Source organism: Bradyrhizobium sp. UFLA06-24 (assembly GCF_054967145.1).
Genome location: NZ_JADFUE010000040.1, coordinates 21441 through 38424, shown reverse-complemented (window position 1 = coordinate 38424; position 16984 = coordinate 21441). Strand labels below are relative to the sequence as shown.

General features: G+C 58.4%; 10 protein-coding genes and 6 pseudogenes. 4 read left to right on the top strand and 12 right to left on the bottom strand.

Translation table 11 applies throughout. The features are described from left to right. Positions 1-139: 139 nt before the first annotated feature. Together IF809_RS26610 and IF809_RS26605 are read left to right on the top strand one after the other, a co-directional pair. A pseudogene (locus tag IF809_RS26610) lies at positions 140-355 on the top strand (M24 family metallopeptidase); the annotation flags it as partial. Further along, positions 346-654: pseudogene (locus IF809_RS26605) on the top strand (M24 family metallopeptidase); the annotation flags it as partial. The pseudogenes IF809_RS26610 and IF809_RS26605, both read left to right, overlap by 10 nt. 123 nt (positions 655-777) lie before the next feature. On the opposite strand, the pseudogene IF809_RS26600 reads toward IF809_RS26605, so the two are convergent. The 9 genes and pseudogenes from IF809_RS26600 to IF809_RS26560 all read right to left on the bottom strand — a co-directional run. Further along, positions 778-1191: pseudogene (locus tag IF809_RS26600) on the bottom strand (IS21 family transposase); the annotation flags it as partial. A 234-nt stretch (positions 1192-1425) separates the two neighbouring features. After that, the gene (locus tag IF809_RS26595; RefSeq protein ID WP_441258671.1) at positions 1426-2607 is read right to left on the bottom strand and encodes a M20 metallopeptidase family protein; all 1182 of its coding nucleotides are present in this window, start codon (positions 2605-2607) and stop codon (positions 1426-1428) included. Positions 2608-3476: 869 nt separating this feature from the next. Further along, positions 3477-3734 (bottom strand): annotated as a pseudogene (locus tag IF809_RS26590) (transposase); the annotation flags it as partial. A gap of 506 nt (positions 3735-4240) precedes the next feature. Further along, positions 4241-5155 carry a TauD/TfdA dioxygenase family protein gene (locus tag IF809_RS26585; protein ID WP_038937398.1) on the bottom strand — a complete coding sequence of 305 codons (915 nt, stop codon included), beginning with the start codon at positions 5153-5155 and terminating at the stop codon, positions 4241-4243. 892 nt (positions 5156-6047) lie between these two features. After that, positions 6048-6911 (bottom strand): enoyl-CoA hydratase/isomerase family protein, encoded by an 864-nt coding sequence (locus tag IF809_RS26580; protein ID WP_441258670.1) that lies wholly within the window; start codon positions 6909-6911, stop codon positions 6048-6050. Positions 6912-7839: 928 nt separating this feature from the next. Beyond that, on the bottom strand, positions 7840-8700 hold the full coding sequence (locus IF809_RS26575; RefSeq protein ID WP_038937395.1) for an acyl-CoA thioesterase: 861 nt from the start codon (positions 8698-8700) through the stop codon (positions 7840-7842). 961 nt (positions 8701-9661) lie between these two features. After that, positions 9662-10522: a MaoC/PaaZ C-terminal domain-containing protein gene (locus IF809_RS26570; protein WP_038937394.1), complete on the bottom strand. Its 861-nt coding sequence runs from the start codon at positions 10520-10522 to the stop codon at positions 9662-9664. A gap of 1161 nt (positions 10523-11683) precedes the next feature. Then, on the bottom strand, positions 11684-12055 hold the full coding sequence (locus IF809_RS26565) for a polysaccharide deacetylase family protein (protein WP_441258669.1): 372 nt from the start codon (positions 12053-12055) through the stop codon (positions 11684-11686). Then, a complete protein-coding gene (locus IF809_RS26560) occupies positions 11970-12299 on the bottom strand; it encodes a polysaccharide deacetylase family protein (protein WP_441258668.1) in 330 nt (109 codons plus the stop codon). The genes IF809_RS26565 and IF809_RS26560 overlap by 86 nt, the downstream gene beginning before the upstream one ends. A gap of 92 nt (positions 12300-12391) precedes the next feature. Here IF809_RS26560 and IF809_RS26555 point away from each other — a divergent pair. After that, positions 12392-13043: pseudogene (locus tag IF809_RS26555) on the top strand (transposase); the annotation flags it as partial. A 623-nt stretch (positions 13044-13666) separates the two neighbouring features. On the opposite strand, the pseudogene groEL reads toward IF809_RS26555, so the two are convergent. Continuing rightward, positions 13667-13888 (bottom strand): annotated as a pseudogene (gene groEL, locus IF809_RS26550) (chaperonin GroEL); the annotation flags it as partial. 1448 nt (positions 13889-15336) lie between these two features. Here groEL and IF809_RS26545 point away from each other — a divergent pair. After that, positions 15337-15900: a hypothetical protein gene (locus IF809_RS26545; protein ID WP_441258667.1), complete on the top strand. Its 564-nt coding sequence runs from the start codon at positions 15337-15339 to the stop codon at positions 15898-15900. Positions 15901-16122: 222 nt separating this feature from the next. On the opposite strand, the gene tnpB is transcribed toward IF809_RS26545, so the two are convergent. Continuing rightward, complete coding sequence (tnpB, locus tag IF809_RS26540; RefSeq protein ID WP_014497881.1) at positions 16123-16428, bottom strand: IS66 family insertion sequence element accessory protein TnpB; 306 nt, start codon at positions 16426-16428, stop codon at positions 16123-16125. After that, positions 16412-16822: an IS66-like element accessory protein TnpA gene (tnpA, locus tag IF809_RS26535; protein WP_441258666.1), complete on the bottom strand. Its 411-nt coding sequence runs from the start codon at positions 16820-16822 to the stop codon at positions 16412-16414. The genes tnpB and tnpA overlap by 17 nt, the downstream gene beginning before the upstream one ends. Positions 16823-16984 lie beyond the last annotated feature (162 nt).

Below are 16984 nucleotides of genomic sequence, written 5' to 3'. Positions count from 1 at the left end.
GAGGCCAGGATAAATTCTCGACCAAGCTACCCAAAGCAAAGAATAGTGGAGTGTTCCAAGGCGATAGACTGGATCAGGATGGTCAAATCCGATCTGGAGATATCCCTCATGCGAGAAGGCCGCGATCGCTGATGCCGCAATGTTGCGTGCGGCTGAAGTGATACGACCCGGTGTGCGGGAAGCCGATGCGGCGGCCGAGATCGTGGCGACCCCGATAAGGGGCGCGAACGGCAAGCCCGGAACAGCAATTTCGCCCATCTGCTTCTGCGCCTCGCCCTATACCGGGACAGCCCATGTGCGGTGGGGCGAGGGCGTCTTTCATGATGGATCGCAGATCAATCTTGAATGGGGTGGCGTCCGCTATGGCTACAATGCTGCCATCATGCGCACCTTCACCATTGGAACGGCTCCGGACCGGTTAGTCGCATATATGAAGCAGAGGTCGCGGGGCCCGAGGCTGCGCTTAGCACAATCCGCCCCGGAGCCACCTGCGGCGATGTCGCCAACGCATTCAATCGCACGATGGCGAAAATGGGTTTCCAGAAAGAGTCGCGCTGCGGATACCCGATTGGGATTGATTGGACCGAGCCGACCGCAAGCCTCAAAGAGGGAGACAGGACAGAGCTGAGAGCGAACATGACCTTCCACTTGGTGCTGGGCAACTGGGTTGACTTGGATTTTGGCTATGTCGTAAGCGAGACATTCCGGGTTACCGGACGGGTGTGGAAGTACTCACCAACACGCCACGAAAGCTTTTCGAACTGTGAGCGAACCGCGCTTTCGCGGGTCGGTGTGCCGCAACCGGCATACAAACCGCTTGACGCTCTGGTAACTGGACGGAAAGCCAAATTGATCGAGCAGGTCTTGGTAGATCGCCTGCGCATTCCGCATAGGCGGACGTGTTCTTCGATCCACGCCCGATGCGCTTCGCGAGCCGAACGGGCCTGGCTGCTGGTGACCGTCGCTTCCGATGTCCCAAAAGCCGGTCGGGGTGGAGGAATTTGGCCGTCCACGCTCACCGGGCCTGTGGTCACTTCCTCGGGGGAATTCGCCTCCGCACCAGCCCGCAGCGCCCGGTAACGCCGGATCGTCTTGCGATCGCCCCCCGCCATCTGTGAACCTCGCGCTGGCTGGCGGTTGGGATCGAGTGCGTAAATCGGTGCTTTGCAGGTGTGGCTCCAAGACGTTCAACTCCCCGGTCCCATGCTGGCTAAAGGGACCGAAAACAGATGTCCTTCCTGACCTGCTACCGCTGTTTTGACGGGATCATCAGGTGGGGAGTTTCAAGTGACCGTACCCGCCGGTTGACCGACCCACGGCGGCAGAGCGGATGCGCCGATCCGCAATGCTGGCACTTGGGGAGCCCCGACATTGACATCAGAGCTGTTCAGTACGTGTCGAGGGGAAATCCGCCGACAAACAGTCTCAGGGATTTAGAAGATCAAGTACGTATCTGACCGTTAGCTCCGTGGTCGGAACGACAAGTTCGTCGGAAGCTCCGAATGTCGGCGTATGCAATAATGATTCATTGCCAGTCGCGCGAGTTCCGAACCAGAAGTAGATCGATGGCACAGATGCCGCGTAGAAACCAAAGTCGTCGCTGCCCGCTGCTCGCTTTTTTGCGGTGAGCGCTTCGCGGCCGAGTGTGTCATGAACGACTTGCCGAAAGCGCTGCACCATGTCGCTATCGTTGACGACCGGAGGCTCGCCTGTACGGATGATGCACTCGGCTTGGCCGCGATGCATCCTCGCGACGCCTTCGGCCACCTCGCGCACGCGTTGGGACAGTAGTGCTCTGCGTTCTGGGCTACGGGTTCTGATTGTTCCTTCCATGATAACCGAAGGACAGATGATATTGGTCGCCTCTCCACCGTGGATAGTGCCGATCGTAACGACTGCGGCGTCATCAATCGGCATTTCGCGCGAAATCACCTTCTGCACCTCATTCACGAAGGCAGCGGCTATGGCGATCGCGTCGACCCCATTGTGTGGTGAGGCGCCATGGGCCATCTTACCGGTGATGGTAAGCATGAACTGGTCGGCGGACTTGGTGATGGGTCCTTCGCAAGCGTCCAGCATGCCGGCGGGAATATCTGGACTGACGTGGAAGCCGACTGCCCCATCGAAGCCGTCCAGCAGCTTCTCCTCTTTTACCGTTCGCCCACCGAGTGGCTCCGCCTCCTCTGCTGGCTGAAAGAACACCCGTACTTTGCCTGCAAAATTCTCCCGCATGCGGTGGAATGCGAGCGCGGTGCCGAGCGCGATAGACGCGTGCACATCGTGACCGCAAGCATGCATGATGCCGTCGACCTGAGAGCGATAAGGCAGATCATCACGGGCCTCCTGGATGGGGAGTGCGTCAATATCGCCGCGGACGGCAATCGATCGCTTCGGGCCCGAGGCGGTGCCTTCGATATCGATATAGAGACCGGTGTTGTGGAATGGCTTCGCACCTGTAATGCCGAAGCGCTGCAGCATGCGACGGATTCGCTCTTGCGTCTTCCATTCCGCGTTAGAGAGCTCAGGCTCGCGGTGCATGGCGTGGCGGAGCTCGATCACCGCTTCGCGCTCGGCGCCCGAGAGAAGACTGTTGGTGGATGCGCTCATTCTGGTTGAACCTTCATTTCGCCATTTTGCGGGCAGTTCTGGAGGGAGCTTATCTTCTCGCGAAGAACGAGAATCGACGTTTGCGCCTCCGCGCTTGCACGGATCCAGCTTGTCGGGGCCATTCTGCGCACAATATCTCCAGCAAAGTCAATTTCCCCTTGCACGCCGCTTTCGCGTTGTCATTTTTAACACATTCTCAGGAAGAACGCTGGCCGACAACGTATGTACCCGCCGTCGCCAAAGGGAAGCACAATTTGCGGAGTATATCACCGATCCCGGATGCGTAATTTGCCAGCTACAGCGGACGAGCTCGGTAGGTGACTATTACACAGGACTGATCCTATCGACGGACGCAAGAGCATGGAGCCTTGGCGCTGCGACGCCTCCCGCGCGGACGTCAGCACCGTCGCGGCTGCAGTTTGTTGGCGACGGGCTGGTCTGACGAGAACGTATTGGCCAAGCTCCGTGAGTTAGTATTGCCGGCAGTTGAGAAGGGCTGGTGTAACGAGGTATGGATCATTGACGACAGCTCGTCCCCAAAACAAAGCACTCAGTCGGCGTAAACTACCGAAATGACAGTCAGCTTAATGGCCGGCCGATTGCCAGCTCGCGGTCTCGTTATCGATCGTCAATAATGCCGCCCGCCTTCCGGTCACCCGTTAGCTGTACCCTCCCGAAACTTTACTAAAAATCGTGCCCGCGGGAAAAAGGAGTTCTGTGCGTCAAATTCAGCAAAACTGATCATGGGGTCCGGCCAAGCCATCCCCTCGGAGCCGCCGTCGCTCGCTCGCCCAAGCGCAGCGCTGGCGAGCCACGGCGGCGGAAAGGGGGGGCGTCCATCCCTTTGGTGGATCTGAGCATCGCCAGGTCGCTTGACGCTGCGTCTCCTTCTTGTGCTCCTTCAACATCCATGTTCAGATAGCGATGGTCCTCAAGCTAGGCCTCGTGGCGCCCGACGGTCAGCGCCCGCACCAGCCTCTTAGGCAGCTTCGGCGTTGGGGGCGATTCGCACCACGTAGGTGCCCCCGGATCTGCTCGTTGAGGCGCTCCAGCATGTTGGTCGACTTCGTGTCCTTGCGGGGCACCAGCGGCAGACGGAAGTTGGTCAAGGTCTCCTCGAGGTTGTCGTTCGAGACCACGCCCCCGATCGCGTTGTTTCGCTGGCCTGCGAGAGCACTCTGCGGCCTTGCGCCTGTTGGATGCGGCTTACGGCAAATTTTCGCGGGTGCGTGGCATGACCTAGTTGAGCGCGCTTTCAGGTGATCGGCATCTTGCCGAACGGTCCGATCGGGCGGCCCGGCACCAGCCGCTCGCCACATGACAAGCCGATGAGCAATACCGGTCGACCCACCGAGCCCGAAAAAAGAAAGAGCTTCTCGGTCTAACAAGCCGAGCCTAACGCAGGGAGGGCTCGGCTGACCGGTTATCCTTCGCGCGTGTGCCCATCCGCGCCGTTTGCACTACACTGATTCCCGAGAAGCTGTCGGCAGAGTGGCTTGCTGACGGTACCGCCCGAGGTGAAGCAGAGCCGACCGAAGTATTGGTTGTCGACGCTGCCGGAGAGCAGCCAGCTTCAGCAACTGGTGATCTTGCCAAGCTACCGCTGACGTATCAAGCGCAACCACCACAAGCTCTAGCAGGAGGCCGGCATGGTGACCTTGACACGCGCTACACTGCGCCGACCGTGGACGCTGACCGGCACCTCGCCATCAATGGCAGCGCGGCGAACCACGCGGCTGTGGTCACCATAATCGTTGACCGCACGATGCATCGTCGCGCGGTTGTCCCAGATAGCAACGTCGCCCTGCTTCCAATTCCATCGCACAGTGTTTTCGGGGGCTGTGATATGAGACTCGAACAGATCAAACAATCTCTGGCCATCGTATTTCGGAACGTCAACAAACCGTGTCACGTACGTTCCAAGGACAAGCGTGCGCTCTCCGGTTTCGGGATGGACACGCACGACGGGATGCTCGGTCTCGCACTTTGTTCGACTAGTGAATTCGTCATAACGCTGCTGATCTGCTTCGCTGGGTCGTGCGGTTACCGCGAAGTCGTAGGCGCTACTGTGGACGGCCCAGAGGTCGTCGGCAAGCCGTTGCACCGGTGACGGCAGATCGAGATAAGCGGCAGCCGTGTTTGACCACAACGTGTCACCCCCGACCGGCGGGATCACAACACCTCGCAACACACATATCTTCGGATACGCATCCACGCAAGATCCATCAATGTGCCAATTGTCAGCCCGCACTCCGCGCCTGGAATCAATGTCAAAGATCGAGACCGTTCCTTCGGCAGCACCTAGCGGGGGCGGCACAAGATTCCCCCAGCGGAGAGCAAACCGCTCCTGCTCGGCGTCATCAAGATGATTCTGGTCGCGAAAAAAAAGCACCTTGTGTTCCAGGAGAAGACCGTTGATCGCAATGATTGTTTGGTCGGGCAAATCGCCCGACAGTTTGATGTTCCTGATTTCGGCGCCGATGCGCGCCGCGCGTTTGATGACATCACTAGGCGGGAAGGCCTTATCGATCAAAGCCGTCTTGCTCATGGTATTCTCCAATTTGCGGTTTCTGCACCAGACGAAGCCCTTCAGCCACCCCACTCGTAAATGCTAAATTAAAGAGCTATCCAAAACCTGCGATTCTCGACCGCTGGTATGATGGCGAGCGAACTCGACCATGAACGCACGGTCCACTATCACCGATTCGGTGAGCGTCTTGCCAAGGTAGGTGGACGAAGCGCTTAGGTGCGGGTGAACAACATCTGACATTGCTGGCTGCAGGCTCGCGTTGCGAGAAATCCCCAGCAAAGGCCATGCCATTCTGGAGACCGCGCCTCGGATCGCTCGCTTACCCACGGGAATGGGTTATGCTATTAACGATAGAGTAGCCTCGACTCTAACGCGCGATCCTTTCTTGTCGTGACGCGACAAATTAGTTCGACACGCAATCAAAGCGGCGATTCGCAGGGAGCAACACCCCGTGTCTGACGCACGCTCCCCAGCGCGCTCCAGAAGCGGGTCAACCGTAGTGAGTAATGCGGGGGCCGGCGTGCTTCTTTCTAGTCCTCGGATGTTCGCGCAAGTGCTTTCTCAACGCCAACAGCTATTCCAGAGTCAGCAACTGCAACGTAGGTGCAGGCCCACTCGATGCGCCACCGCAGTCGCAAGATCGCCACTGCGCACGAAAGAGCGACCATACGTGACGGTAAATTGTGCCCCAGTGGGAGCTAAAACACTCCACGACGCGCAATCGTTCGTTGGATGAATGGTATGCCCCCTGGTGCGCGCGGTAACCCGTGACAAAAAACAGGCATCGCAAAATAACTTCCGTTGGATGCTTCAGAGTGACATATGCCTCTGCGAGCCCTCCGAACCAAGCAAATTGGTTGTTGACAAGCGACTAAGTTGGCGATCGACCTACCCTGTCCTCACTAGGCCTTTAGCTTTTCACCGATTTAGATCGACGAAAGCCGCGAGACGTCTCTGATTCGAACGGCCCAAAAATCGACTCTTGCCATTCCATCGCTGCTTTGACACCTTCCGACCTAAGGATCTCATGAAACCGTCGGAATTCCGATTCCGAATTGTTCATGAGCAAACAAGCTTGCGCCCCTTGCCGCAGAGCAGAATCGAAACCTGCGGCAAGAAGCGTGCTGTTAAGTGCCCTCTTATTCCACTTCAATGTAGGCATTGCGACGCGCGACATACGCTTTGCTATTTTCATGACTTCGTCCTCGAGCTGATCCTTGGGGAAGATACGGCTCACTAGTCCCAGTCGATAGGCCTCTTGGGCGTCAAAGGTATCTCCTGTATAAATCAGCTCGCGACAACGCTGTCCTATTATCCAGGGCAGGCCCAATGTCAGCACACCAATAGCAAATCGCGTCTCCGTGACGGCGAACTGCGCGTCGTCGGAGCAATAGCGAATGTCAAACATTGTGGCGAACTCTAGAGCCCCTCCCAAGCAGTAGCCGTTTATCATCGCGATAACTGGCTTCGAGCAGTTAAATGGGCAATAGTTAAACTTAAAATCCAGATCTTCGCGTTCCCTCCAATCATCCAAGGTTCGTTCCGCGAAGCCTTTTTGATTATCGTCGTTTAAGTCAAACCCAGCCGCGAACGCGCGTCCCTCGGCACCCGTAACCACGACAACGCGCACATTTGGATCGCGATCTGCAACCCCAAGTGCATCTTCGAACTCGGCGCAGAGCTCGAGAGAGAGCGCATTCATCTTGTGAGGGCGATTCAGAGTAACCCGGGCAACGCGGTCATCTACCTGGTAGAGAATGGTGCTGTACGTCATCTATGATCCTATGATTGCTGCCTGTGGCGACGATGGTCTTGGCACGATGAGAACAGTTTATGGACCACCCAGATCCCCTCTTCTTCGCGCATGCGGTTATCCGACACAGGTACCGCGAATTAACCGCCACCAGTCGCACAAAGTGGACGTCAGCTTTGCCGATCGCCCAACGATGGCTTTGCCCATTAGTTCGAGTCGCCTCTCAATTCAACATAGCTTATGTGTCCAGGGGAGCAGCCCCAAGAACTGGCGCGCAGGAGTTCTCGCTTAGTTGGCATAGCTGCGATTCACAGTTCGATGACTCAAAGGTGCAGTACCCGAGGCACGTTGATCTTGCGCAACACTACCGGGCCCTTTCGTAGCCCATTCCGTTCCGGGAATGGGCTAATGGTCTACGGAAAGATAAATATTGGTCACACGCGTCCAAATTCACCTCCTCCTTCACTTTGCAGTTCGCAATAGCAACCGCCGTGCCAGCGGCATTGAAGCGCAATAACCGGCCGCTTCGCCTCATCAAATTGCTCAAGGTCGCAAACAGCGAGCCGTGTTGGGGATCGAACAATTGGTATTCCGCCGTCACATCCCGCACACGCGACTGTTGCACGCAGAAGACCATACTTGCGACGACTCGCGGGGAGTTGGGGTAGAGAAATTCACTAGGATCAGGCTCGAAGCTGCCTCGACTGACGCCCCATTATTGAACTCACAAGCATTGGAGCAAGGAACACGAAATTCGCCGTTATTTGAGGCCTATTAAGACAGGGAGTAATGGTCACCCGGGGTTTCGAACGGTGGTCCGAGCCGACGGAAGACCACAGCTTGTCAAATTGTTTGGAAAGCTGATAGCGCATCCCCCGCCACAAGCGCCGAATACATGTTTCGCGGGATGTCGCCGTGATCATGAACGAGCTGCCGCACGCGTGAGTGCTCAACGTCGCTCGCGCACTGAGCCCTCCTGGACGACAGATGCTATCAACGTACCATCGTATTTGAAGATCAGTCCGCGGGTGAACCCGCGCCCAGCTTGTGCACTCGGCGACTCGAGTGCGTAAAGCAGCCATTCGTCGGCGCGAAACGGGCGGTGAAACCACATTGCGTGATCGAGGCTGGCCGATATCATGCGCCCACCGAACAGCGTACCGCCATGCCGCGCCATCACCACATCGAGTAGGGGCAAGTCCGACGCATATGCCAGGGCGCTCCTATGTAGCGCCGGATCATCTGGCAGCTTTGCGGCCGTTCTGATCCAAATATGAACGCGACCGTCGCCGATCTTCTGACCGATATAGCGGCCGATCTCCACGGGGCGCAATTCGATCCCACGATCGAAATCATAATACCGGCGTATGATTTCAGGTATCTCGGGAAATATCGGGTGCTTACTCAACTCGCCATCCGACAGTTTTTCCGGCGGGGGTACCCCGGCCATCTCAACCTGGTGGTCGATCGCGCCCTCCTCTTCCGCATGGAACGATGCCAGAATGCAGAAGACCGCATTACGATGCTGGAGAGCAGTGACGCGCCGAGTTGAGTAGCTGTTGCCGTCGCGCAACCGTTCGACCTGATAGATGATCGGCACTTTTGGGTCGCCGGGCCGGATGAAATAGCCGTGCAACGAATGAGGCAGACGGTCTTCCGTGGTGCGCGATGCGGCGATCATTGCTTGCCCGATTATTTGGCCCCCGAACACCCGCCGTGACCTGGTGGCCGGGTTGATGCCGCGAAATAGATTCATCTTGATTCGTTCGACATCGAGGATCGCAAGCAAGTCGGTCAGGCTTTTTGACATTGATGGACTTTTCGTGTGTTCGAGCTCCATTCCCACTCCTTTTGAGCCGTTCCAGAACGGCGCTTTGGGGCGTTCGGGCCTTTGCTTCGCCGAGCTCCCGTTAACGAAGCAGCAGTGAGCAGTTGTGCGCCCCTAGACCGTGATGGGTTCTCTCATTGAACTTCTCGGCTAAATGCAGGATGAGTTGGAAGGATTCCTTTCACATCCCCTGCCATCCGGCCTACTCCAGACACTTGCATATGACGATCCGCAGCAGAGCGGCAGCAACTCATGCTGCGCGTATCGTATGCCACCGCGACGCAGGAAGCTGTTGCAGCATTCGGGCCAATGCCCGGTCTTGCACGTTTTCTTGAACTAATGGGACCGCCCGGCCCGGTGCACAGGTCGAGTTCCTGGTTATGCAGAGTTTCCCGAAGCGAGCGAGCCGAGATGGCTCCCATGGCACCGCAGTTATTAACTGGCTACAGCAATCGATATACTATCTTGTGTGTGCGATGCTAAGACTGCGTGCGAGGCACGGTGCACTCGTCAATAGGTCGTGACCAGTTCTCCAGTGCGCGTCTATAGCTGCGAAAGAGAAATTGCGGAAGAGGGTGGTGGTCGACCCTGACCCGAGGCAAGCTTGACGAGCAACATGTGCAGAGCTGTAGGTTGTCGATATGAACCTTTCGCAGCCTCTGTCGTGCACATGGTTGGCAAAGGGTAGCTCTGTCCGCTCCGATGCAAGGGCTCCCAATCTAGCTGCGCTCGCTGTCGCATAGACTAACCAGACGGGCTGAAGCACTCCGGATACTCAGCCGCCAACCTCTTTCGAAATAAGCGTCTGGGGCCCGATGCTCTCGGCAAGGCCGCTAGCCCCGTACCGCCGAGCATCAGTCACACCATTGCGAGCCAAGAACAGCTGGCTCAGCTGACTTGACCAGCTGTCTTGCAGGTACCGATCGGCAGGATCCGAAGATGCTCAACCTAGCACCGTCTGCCCATGCTTGGCGACGGTAACATCGCGCCCGCGAATATGACCTTCAAACGAAATTGAGTCCCCATCTTTCCAGAGATCGATGGTGATGACCTCGCCGGGGAACACCGGGGCCGAAAAGCGGACGCGATGACGTCGGAAGGCTGATGGATCGTAGTCGGCATAGGTTTGCAACACGGCCCTGCAGGTTAGTCCGTAGGTACACATGCCGTGGAGGATGGGTCTGGAAAAACCGGCCCGGCGCGCGAATTCGGGGTCACTGTGCAATGGATTTCGGTCACCCGATAGACGGTAGATCAAAGCCTGGTCAGGCCGGGTTGGTATATCAACCGATCTGTCGGGCGGTCGGCGGGGCACTTGGTGCGGCTGGGAGATTCCCCGCGAGGGTCCGCCGAAACCGCCGTCGCCCCTCGCAAATGTCGAAGAACGGATCGTTACGATCTTGCTGCCGTCGCTATTCTTGACGATGATTTCGTTCTGAATGATCGCGCCTTTCTTATCGCCCTTGTCATACACACCATTGATCCGAGCATCCGCGGTAACACTGGCCGCGACAGGCACCGGCTTGTGAAATGTGATGTCGCGCTCGCCGTCAACGACCATGAGGTGGTTGAGGTCGATCATTCCGGGTCGCGCTCCCCATACACAAACAGAAGCAAAAGTCGGAACCACCTTCAGAGGCTTGGGTGTCGCGAATTCCTCGTTGACGAACTGCAGTTCCCTTTCGTTCAGAGGATCCGCGCCCATCCCGATGCCAAGTGCATAGAGCATCACCTCGCGATTACTCCAGGAATAGGGAATCGCTTCCGTTCGGAGTCTAAGTACCGCAGGATAGTCGATAGGCATCAATTCGTTCTCTAATGTCTTTCCGGGAACCGATATCAGTCACGGCATCGCGAGCCCCCATTCTTCACACTTGCACGAATTCAGCCCCGGCCAGAGTTGCTGCTTGTGAATAGCAATAGTCGTGCCAGAACTGAAGTGAAGCGGCTGATGTCGGAGTTGGTAAACGTCTTTGGGCATTTCTAGTTCTGTTGCATGGCTCATTATCGGCTGCTCCTAGCACACGGTTCGCAAGGACGTGACACCTACAAGTTTGCGCGTTCCGCGCCTGAGGAACCTTGGCACGGAATAGCCGTGGTTCAGCATCTGGAGCCGAATTCTGGCGGAGAGTTTGAGCCGTTGTCAGATCCAGAGTTCATCATGCTCCGCGAATCAGCCTCAGCGGCCTCAAAACCGGCACATGATCAGACCACCGAACGCTCACGCCGTCTCTTGAATACCAACATGCCCCCCCAGAGGCGCGGAGGCCGGGATGCCTCATATAGGCTATCCGCCGGTCAGAAAGGTATCGGCCAATAAGCTCCTGCTGAAGAGCCGGGCTGCAGCCGTCGTTATGCAATGCTGCGGTTTCACGTGATCAGCATAGCACTCTCGTAGCGCCGACTGACCAGTTGGAAGAACCGATGCGCCGCGTCGGGCTCCAGCGGCGGTTAGCCGAGTTGCTCGACGATCAGCAGCTTTGGCTTCGCCGGCGCGAGCAGCTTCTCGCCCAGGCGCTGCTCGCCCATGCGCCTTGGCGAGGCCAGCGATCAGCGTCGTCGCGGCGGTGAACTGCACCGTGTAACCGGCCCAGGATCCTCTCTCGGCCGATCGCGATCGACAAGCGCGTCTTTCCGATCTGCATTTACGATCATCCGCTGCGCTGCGCCCAAAGATATGATGCCCCCCTAGCTCTAAAGGGCGCGCCGCTCGTTTCGCTAGCGGTTTGCTCCGGTGCGGCTCTTGTGCTGCTTGCTGAAATGTAGTGCGCCGGCGAATGCACGACAGTGCGACGCAGTTCGGTCAATGCTGCCCCCATGCAGCAGGATCCCGCGCGATATCGGATTCGCTTCGCAAGCCGTCGTCGTAGCACAGCCGCCCCGCTCCATTCCCTTCTCTGAATCAGACCGCACGCTAGCGGCGCCCCGGTCGTCGTGATTGCGCTGGCGGCATGATGTTAGACCGTCAAGGAGCGATTTGATCCTTGCTCTGCATCGGGCCAGCCGATACGAGATGCACGATCCGATACCCGCTCTCGCGCAGATACCGCAAGAGCGCCGGCATCATGGCGGCGGTCCGGGCTTGCGCATCGTGCAGCAGAATGATTCCTCTTCGTGAGCTCTCAAGCTGGTCGGTCAAATTCTTTAATGCTTCGCCGTGAGTTATGTTCTCCCAATCGCTCGCCCAGAGATCAGCGCCGAACGCGACGATCCCGCGCGAGTGCACGAAGTCGAGCGTTGCAGGCGTCGAATCAAAATAGGGAAAGCGAAAGAAAGGCGCCGACCGGCGGTCTAATCCAGACGCCATTGAGCGCCATTTCATCGGCAGCAATGCCAAGCTCGATATCTTCCTTCGCCTGTTCGAATGAAATCTTTGAGATAATAGGATGTGAAAAGCTATGATGCGCAATGGTATGGCCGAGGGCGGCGATGCGGCGGACGAGCTCGGGAAATTTTGCGGAGGACCTGCCGACCAGGAAGAATGTGGCCCGCGCGCATTCCCCCGCGAGCGCAGCAAGCAGTTTTTGCGTGCTCCGCGGCCGCGGCCCGTCATCGAAGGTGAGAACGACCTCATGGTTCACTAGAGCGTTAACCCATCTGACTGAATCGTTTGGGATTCACAAATCGGCGGTTTGATGATTCAAGCTGGTCGCCGGATTGGAGGCCGGCGGGCATGGCAAAACCGCTGTCGATGGACCTTCGCGAACGTGTACTTGCCTGTATTGGAGGCGGCGTTTCAGGCCGGCAGGCTGGCGAGAGATTTGGGGCAGTGCGGCAAGCGTAAGCCGCTGGCGAACGCGTGAGCGGGAGCAAGGTGATGCCCAGCCGAGAGCCCAGGGCGGCGATCGTAAGTCTCACCGGATTGATGCCCATCAGGCGACGATAATGACTCTGCTTGAGGCTGCGCCCGACCTCACCATCGAGGAATTGCGCGATAGCTTGAGCAAACAAGGCCTGTCCTTTGGCTATGGCACGATCCGCCGCTTCTTCGAGCGCCACACGCGGCATCATCGCGCCCTGGGTGCTCGATGGTCCCATTAACCGCGATGCCTTCGAGACCTATGTCGAAAAGGTGCTGATCCCTGAGCTTCCAGATCGCGCCATCGTCGTCATGGACAACCTCTCCAGCCACAAGGGACCGCGCATACGCGAGCTGATCGAGGCGGCCGGCGCTACGCTCCTGTATCTTCCGCCCTACAGTCCCGACCTCAACCCGATCGAGAATCGCCAAGCTCAAAGCAAACTTGCAAAAGGCCGCTGAACGCACCGTCGACGGCCTTTGGGATGCTGTCGGGCGCATCATCGACACTTACACGCCCACAGAATCCACAAAACGGTCTGCGAAAAGCTATTCAATCCCACCCGCGAATAGGCCTTCGCATCGACAACGAGCACGCGCGACGTGCCGCGCGTGTGTGGCCGCGGGCAGTCGGCCGTGCTTGTCACGGTGACGCCAGCAAGCACAGTCGTCGCAGCGTCGGCGAGGCGCGAGCCCAATCTGCGCGGGCGCATCTTTGTCATATTCGTTAGGCAACCTTGATTGGTATATGATGCGCCGCTGATTAGAGCCGCCCAACCGCGCCGCGCAAGATGCCGAGCCGGTTGATACCATCAAAGCACCATTGTTGCGTTGGCTAGAGCTGGCAGCTTCCATTTCGCAGCGAAATCTCTAACCACCTCAACCAGCCCACCTGGAGAGACTACGCTGCGATCGAGGTGGCACCTGATCTTCGTAACGGAGAGGAGCTGCCACCGATGATGTCGGCGCGACAAAGTCGTCGTATGGAATCTTCAACTGCAATACGTCGTACCACAATGTCGGGTTCGTGACGAATGTCCAACCGTCCACGCTGTGGTTCATGTGCAGGACGAGCGCACTCGCAGAACTCCAACTGCCGCGTTCCCTTATATCCGGGTTTCGGGAACGGGCCTGTCAGTTGTCGCCATCCTCGATGCCGACCTTCTTCATGGCAGCGGCGAGGAACTTGCCGATCTCCGCCTCGCCCTTGGCCGAGATGGTGCCGACCTGGGCGATCTCGTCGTTCGAAGTGACCTTCTTGGAGTTATTCTGTAGGTCCGCAACAACGGCGTCCATGCGGGGGCGATGCCACTCTTGAGGTCCATCGGGTTCACGCTGGCGGGCGACCGATTCGGCGCATTCCTTCACGATGCCTTGGCCAGCACGGCAGCCTTGGGAGCGATCGGTTCCGTTTTTGGGCTGCGCCAGGTAATCTCTGATGAGGCGGTTCGGCGCGCGCCGCTTCAATGAGCATGGTCGCACGGCCTTCGTCAGCTTTTGGAAAGCTAGCCTGAGTACAGAGCCGTTCGGGTTATCGGGGCGTGGTAGGGACAGCGCCTACCAGAATGGGACAGCGCCGAGTCACGTTCCTGCTAACCTCAATCTGCAGCGCGGGGGCCGCAGGGATAGCGCCCGATCTATCCCCACCCGATCGGCGCCGAGCCGAGCCCACGCTGCTTCCGGTCGCTGAGACACGACCACTGCTGTCAGGAGTGTCATGCGTTTCCCGGTGACAGAACCCCGGTCAGTTTGTGCCGATGGAGACCGACCGTGTTGAAGTTAGCGGATGCTCTTTCAAGTGATCGCCTCCATCGCCTCCCGTATTACCCCGCCAACATTCTTAACTCTCGTGAGCGGCAGCGTGCCAGCCCTTTTTCACGCAGCTTTGCCATGCCGGGCCCCAATTTTTTCACAATGCTGCGGACCAGCATAGAATTACCAAACGATCTGACCAATTCAGGTAGGTGATTAGCGGTCGTTCTGGGCCTACAAGTTGGCAGCACCCTAGAGGGGGCAAAGTGTCAGGCTTGATACCGAAGCGGGCAAGTCCGGCACGAAAGTCAGCGGGGCGTGGCAGGAACAGCGCTTTCTAGGAATTGAGCGCCGTTAGCTTTTTCGTCCTTGGCACGCTAGGGACAGCGTCGTCTTCGAAGGCTTGCGCACCAGTCCAGCTAGGTGCCCTGCGGTACCTCTCAAACAATACCACTTGATGGCGCCGTGGGGCTTGACCCTCACGGGAGCAAAGGTGGCCAGCTTTGGCTGACCACAGAGGCTTGCGGCATCTGCCAGGAACAGCGCTTTCAGGGTTCAATCCCGATCGCGAGCCCCCCGCTAGTTTCGCAAGCATAGCGGCGAGCAGGAGCAGCATCGGATATGGCGCCAGTCGCATCCGCGCTGCTCTCCGCGTTCTGCAACAACTGCTGACACCCTCGTCGCTCTTGGCACCGCTGGGCAACATCGAAGTTTCTCAGCTGAGTGACGCTGGGTAAGCCGGGCCCGCGGCGTTCCCAAGGCAATCAATTACTGCCTCACGGATCGCGTCGACCAGCGGCATCAGGGTTGCGGCGGAGCCTCCCCCCCAATCTGCCACCGTCGAGACGTTATAGCGCGACAATCTGGATGGGAAGCGCGCGACAATCAGGCGCAAGCCCGACAGACGAGCTTTTCGAATGCAGCCGTTGGCAACGCATTCCTGACCGCACTAGCGCCTGTCGAACTAGATGCTTTATCGCGTTCCCGCCGGGTCCAGCAGCAGATGAACAATGCGTTACGCTCCAGCGCAGAACGTGAGCTCGAGCGCAAGCGGTACACGACGGCGCTTGCTGAACGGCAGTTCAACCGAGCTGATCCAGATAATCTGGCTGGTCGCCTCGGAACTAGAGCGTCGATGGGAAGCGGCCTTAAACGACTTGCGCGCCGCCGAAGAAGCGCTTGCCCGACAGACGCCGTCCACAGCCATCACGCGAGTAGCCATAAGCAAGGAGCTCAGCGACAAGGTCATCAACCTCACCGGCCGCCTCGCGCAGATATGGGGTGACGAGACTGTTTCGGACGCGCATCGCAAGGCTTTGTTGCGATGCCTCATTGAAAAGGTCGTGCTCGACCGTGGTGAGCACGACCTGGCCCTGGCCAGGATCGTCTGGCGCGGAGGCGCCGTGACGGAGCTCGAGGTGAAGATGAGCGTCAACTCCGTCACCGGATTGACACGAGGCGCGGAGATGCGGGAGCGCTCGCTGGCGCTCGCCCGCGACGGCGTCCCAGACGATGAGATCGCCGCAATCCTTACCCAAGAAGGCCACCGCTCTCCCCGTTGCGCCGATAAAGTGCTGCCCATCACCGTCGGGCGGCTCCGTCGTGCTGCGGCCATCAAGGTAGCTAGCTAACGCAGCCGATGGGAGCATGACGGCTCACTCCTCAGCCCGCCCGAACTGGCCCAAAGGCTCGAGATTCCGGTGAACTGGCTCTACGTACAGATCCGAACTAAGCTTTTGCTGATTGATCGCCAGCCATCTCTTCCCGAATACACCATCCGTTCTTGATGCTATCGGAGAGTTTCGAAACCACGTCAATGATCTAAGAATCTGTCAACCTAACAAGGAGGGGCATCAACATGGGTGATCGAGCAGGTAGCCAAGCTGGGCTGGGGTGACCGTCACCACGCCATCAGCCGACGACGGCCAGAGAAAGCGGCCGGGCTCAAGCCGCTTGGCATAGAGCGACATGCCCAGCCCATCATGCCAAAGGATCTTGATCAGCTTGCCGCTCTTGCCACGGAACACATAGAGGTCGCCGCCGTGCGGGTCGCGCCTAAAGGCCTCCTGCACCAGCAAGGCCAGCGAGTTCATGCCGCGGCGCATATCGGTGTGGCCACCCGCACGCCCGAGGCAATGGGGATCACCGCGGCCGTCCATCTGCCAGCGCCGCCACGGCGGCCTTCAGCGTCGCCGCGTCGGCCACACCCGTGATCCGCATCCGAGCTCCGGTCGCAAACTCGATCTCGATCGCCCCGCCGCTGCTGGCCGGCGCGACGGGACAAGGAATCGGTCCCGATTCCGGGACCACCATCGCCGACACGAAGTCAGGTTGTTGGGTGGCATCCCTCGGCTCGGCCCGAAACGAGCGTCGCCATCGCAGCAGCAATGAGCGCGAAACGCCATATCGCCGCGCTGTTGCCGCGACCTGGCGCGGCGCCTGTAAGCTCTCCAGGACGATCTTGAGCTTCTCATCCTCGGACCAGCGCCGCCGCCGGCCTGTATCCACTACTTCGAGCCGTTCGACTTGGGCACTGCGCCTATCACTGTCCATAAGGACAGTTCTCAACAACCGCCTCATTCGGCAAGGCGGCCTTCACCGGCTTTCAATTACCCATAACTTTGACCACTCGAGCTGATCCGCTGATCGGCGAAATCTTGAATCGAAAGAATCATTTGTGATTCCTTGCTGAGCACCTGATTCGCGAGGGGGTGC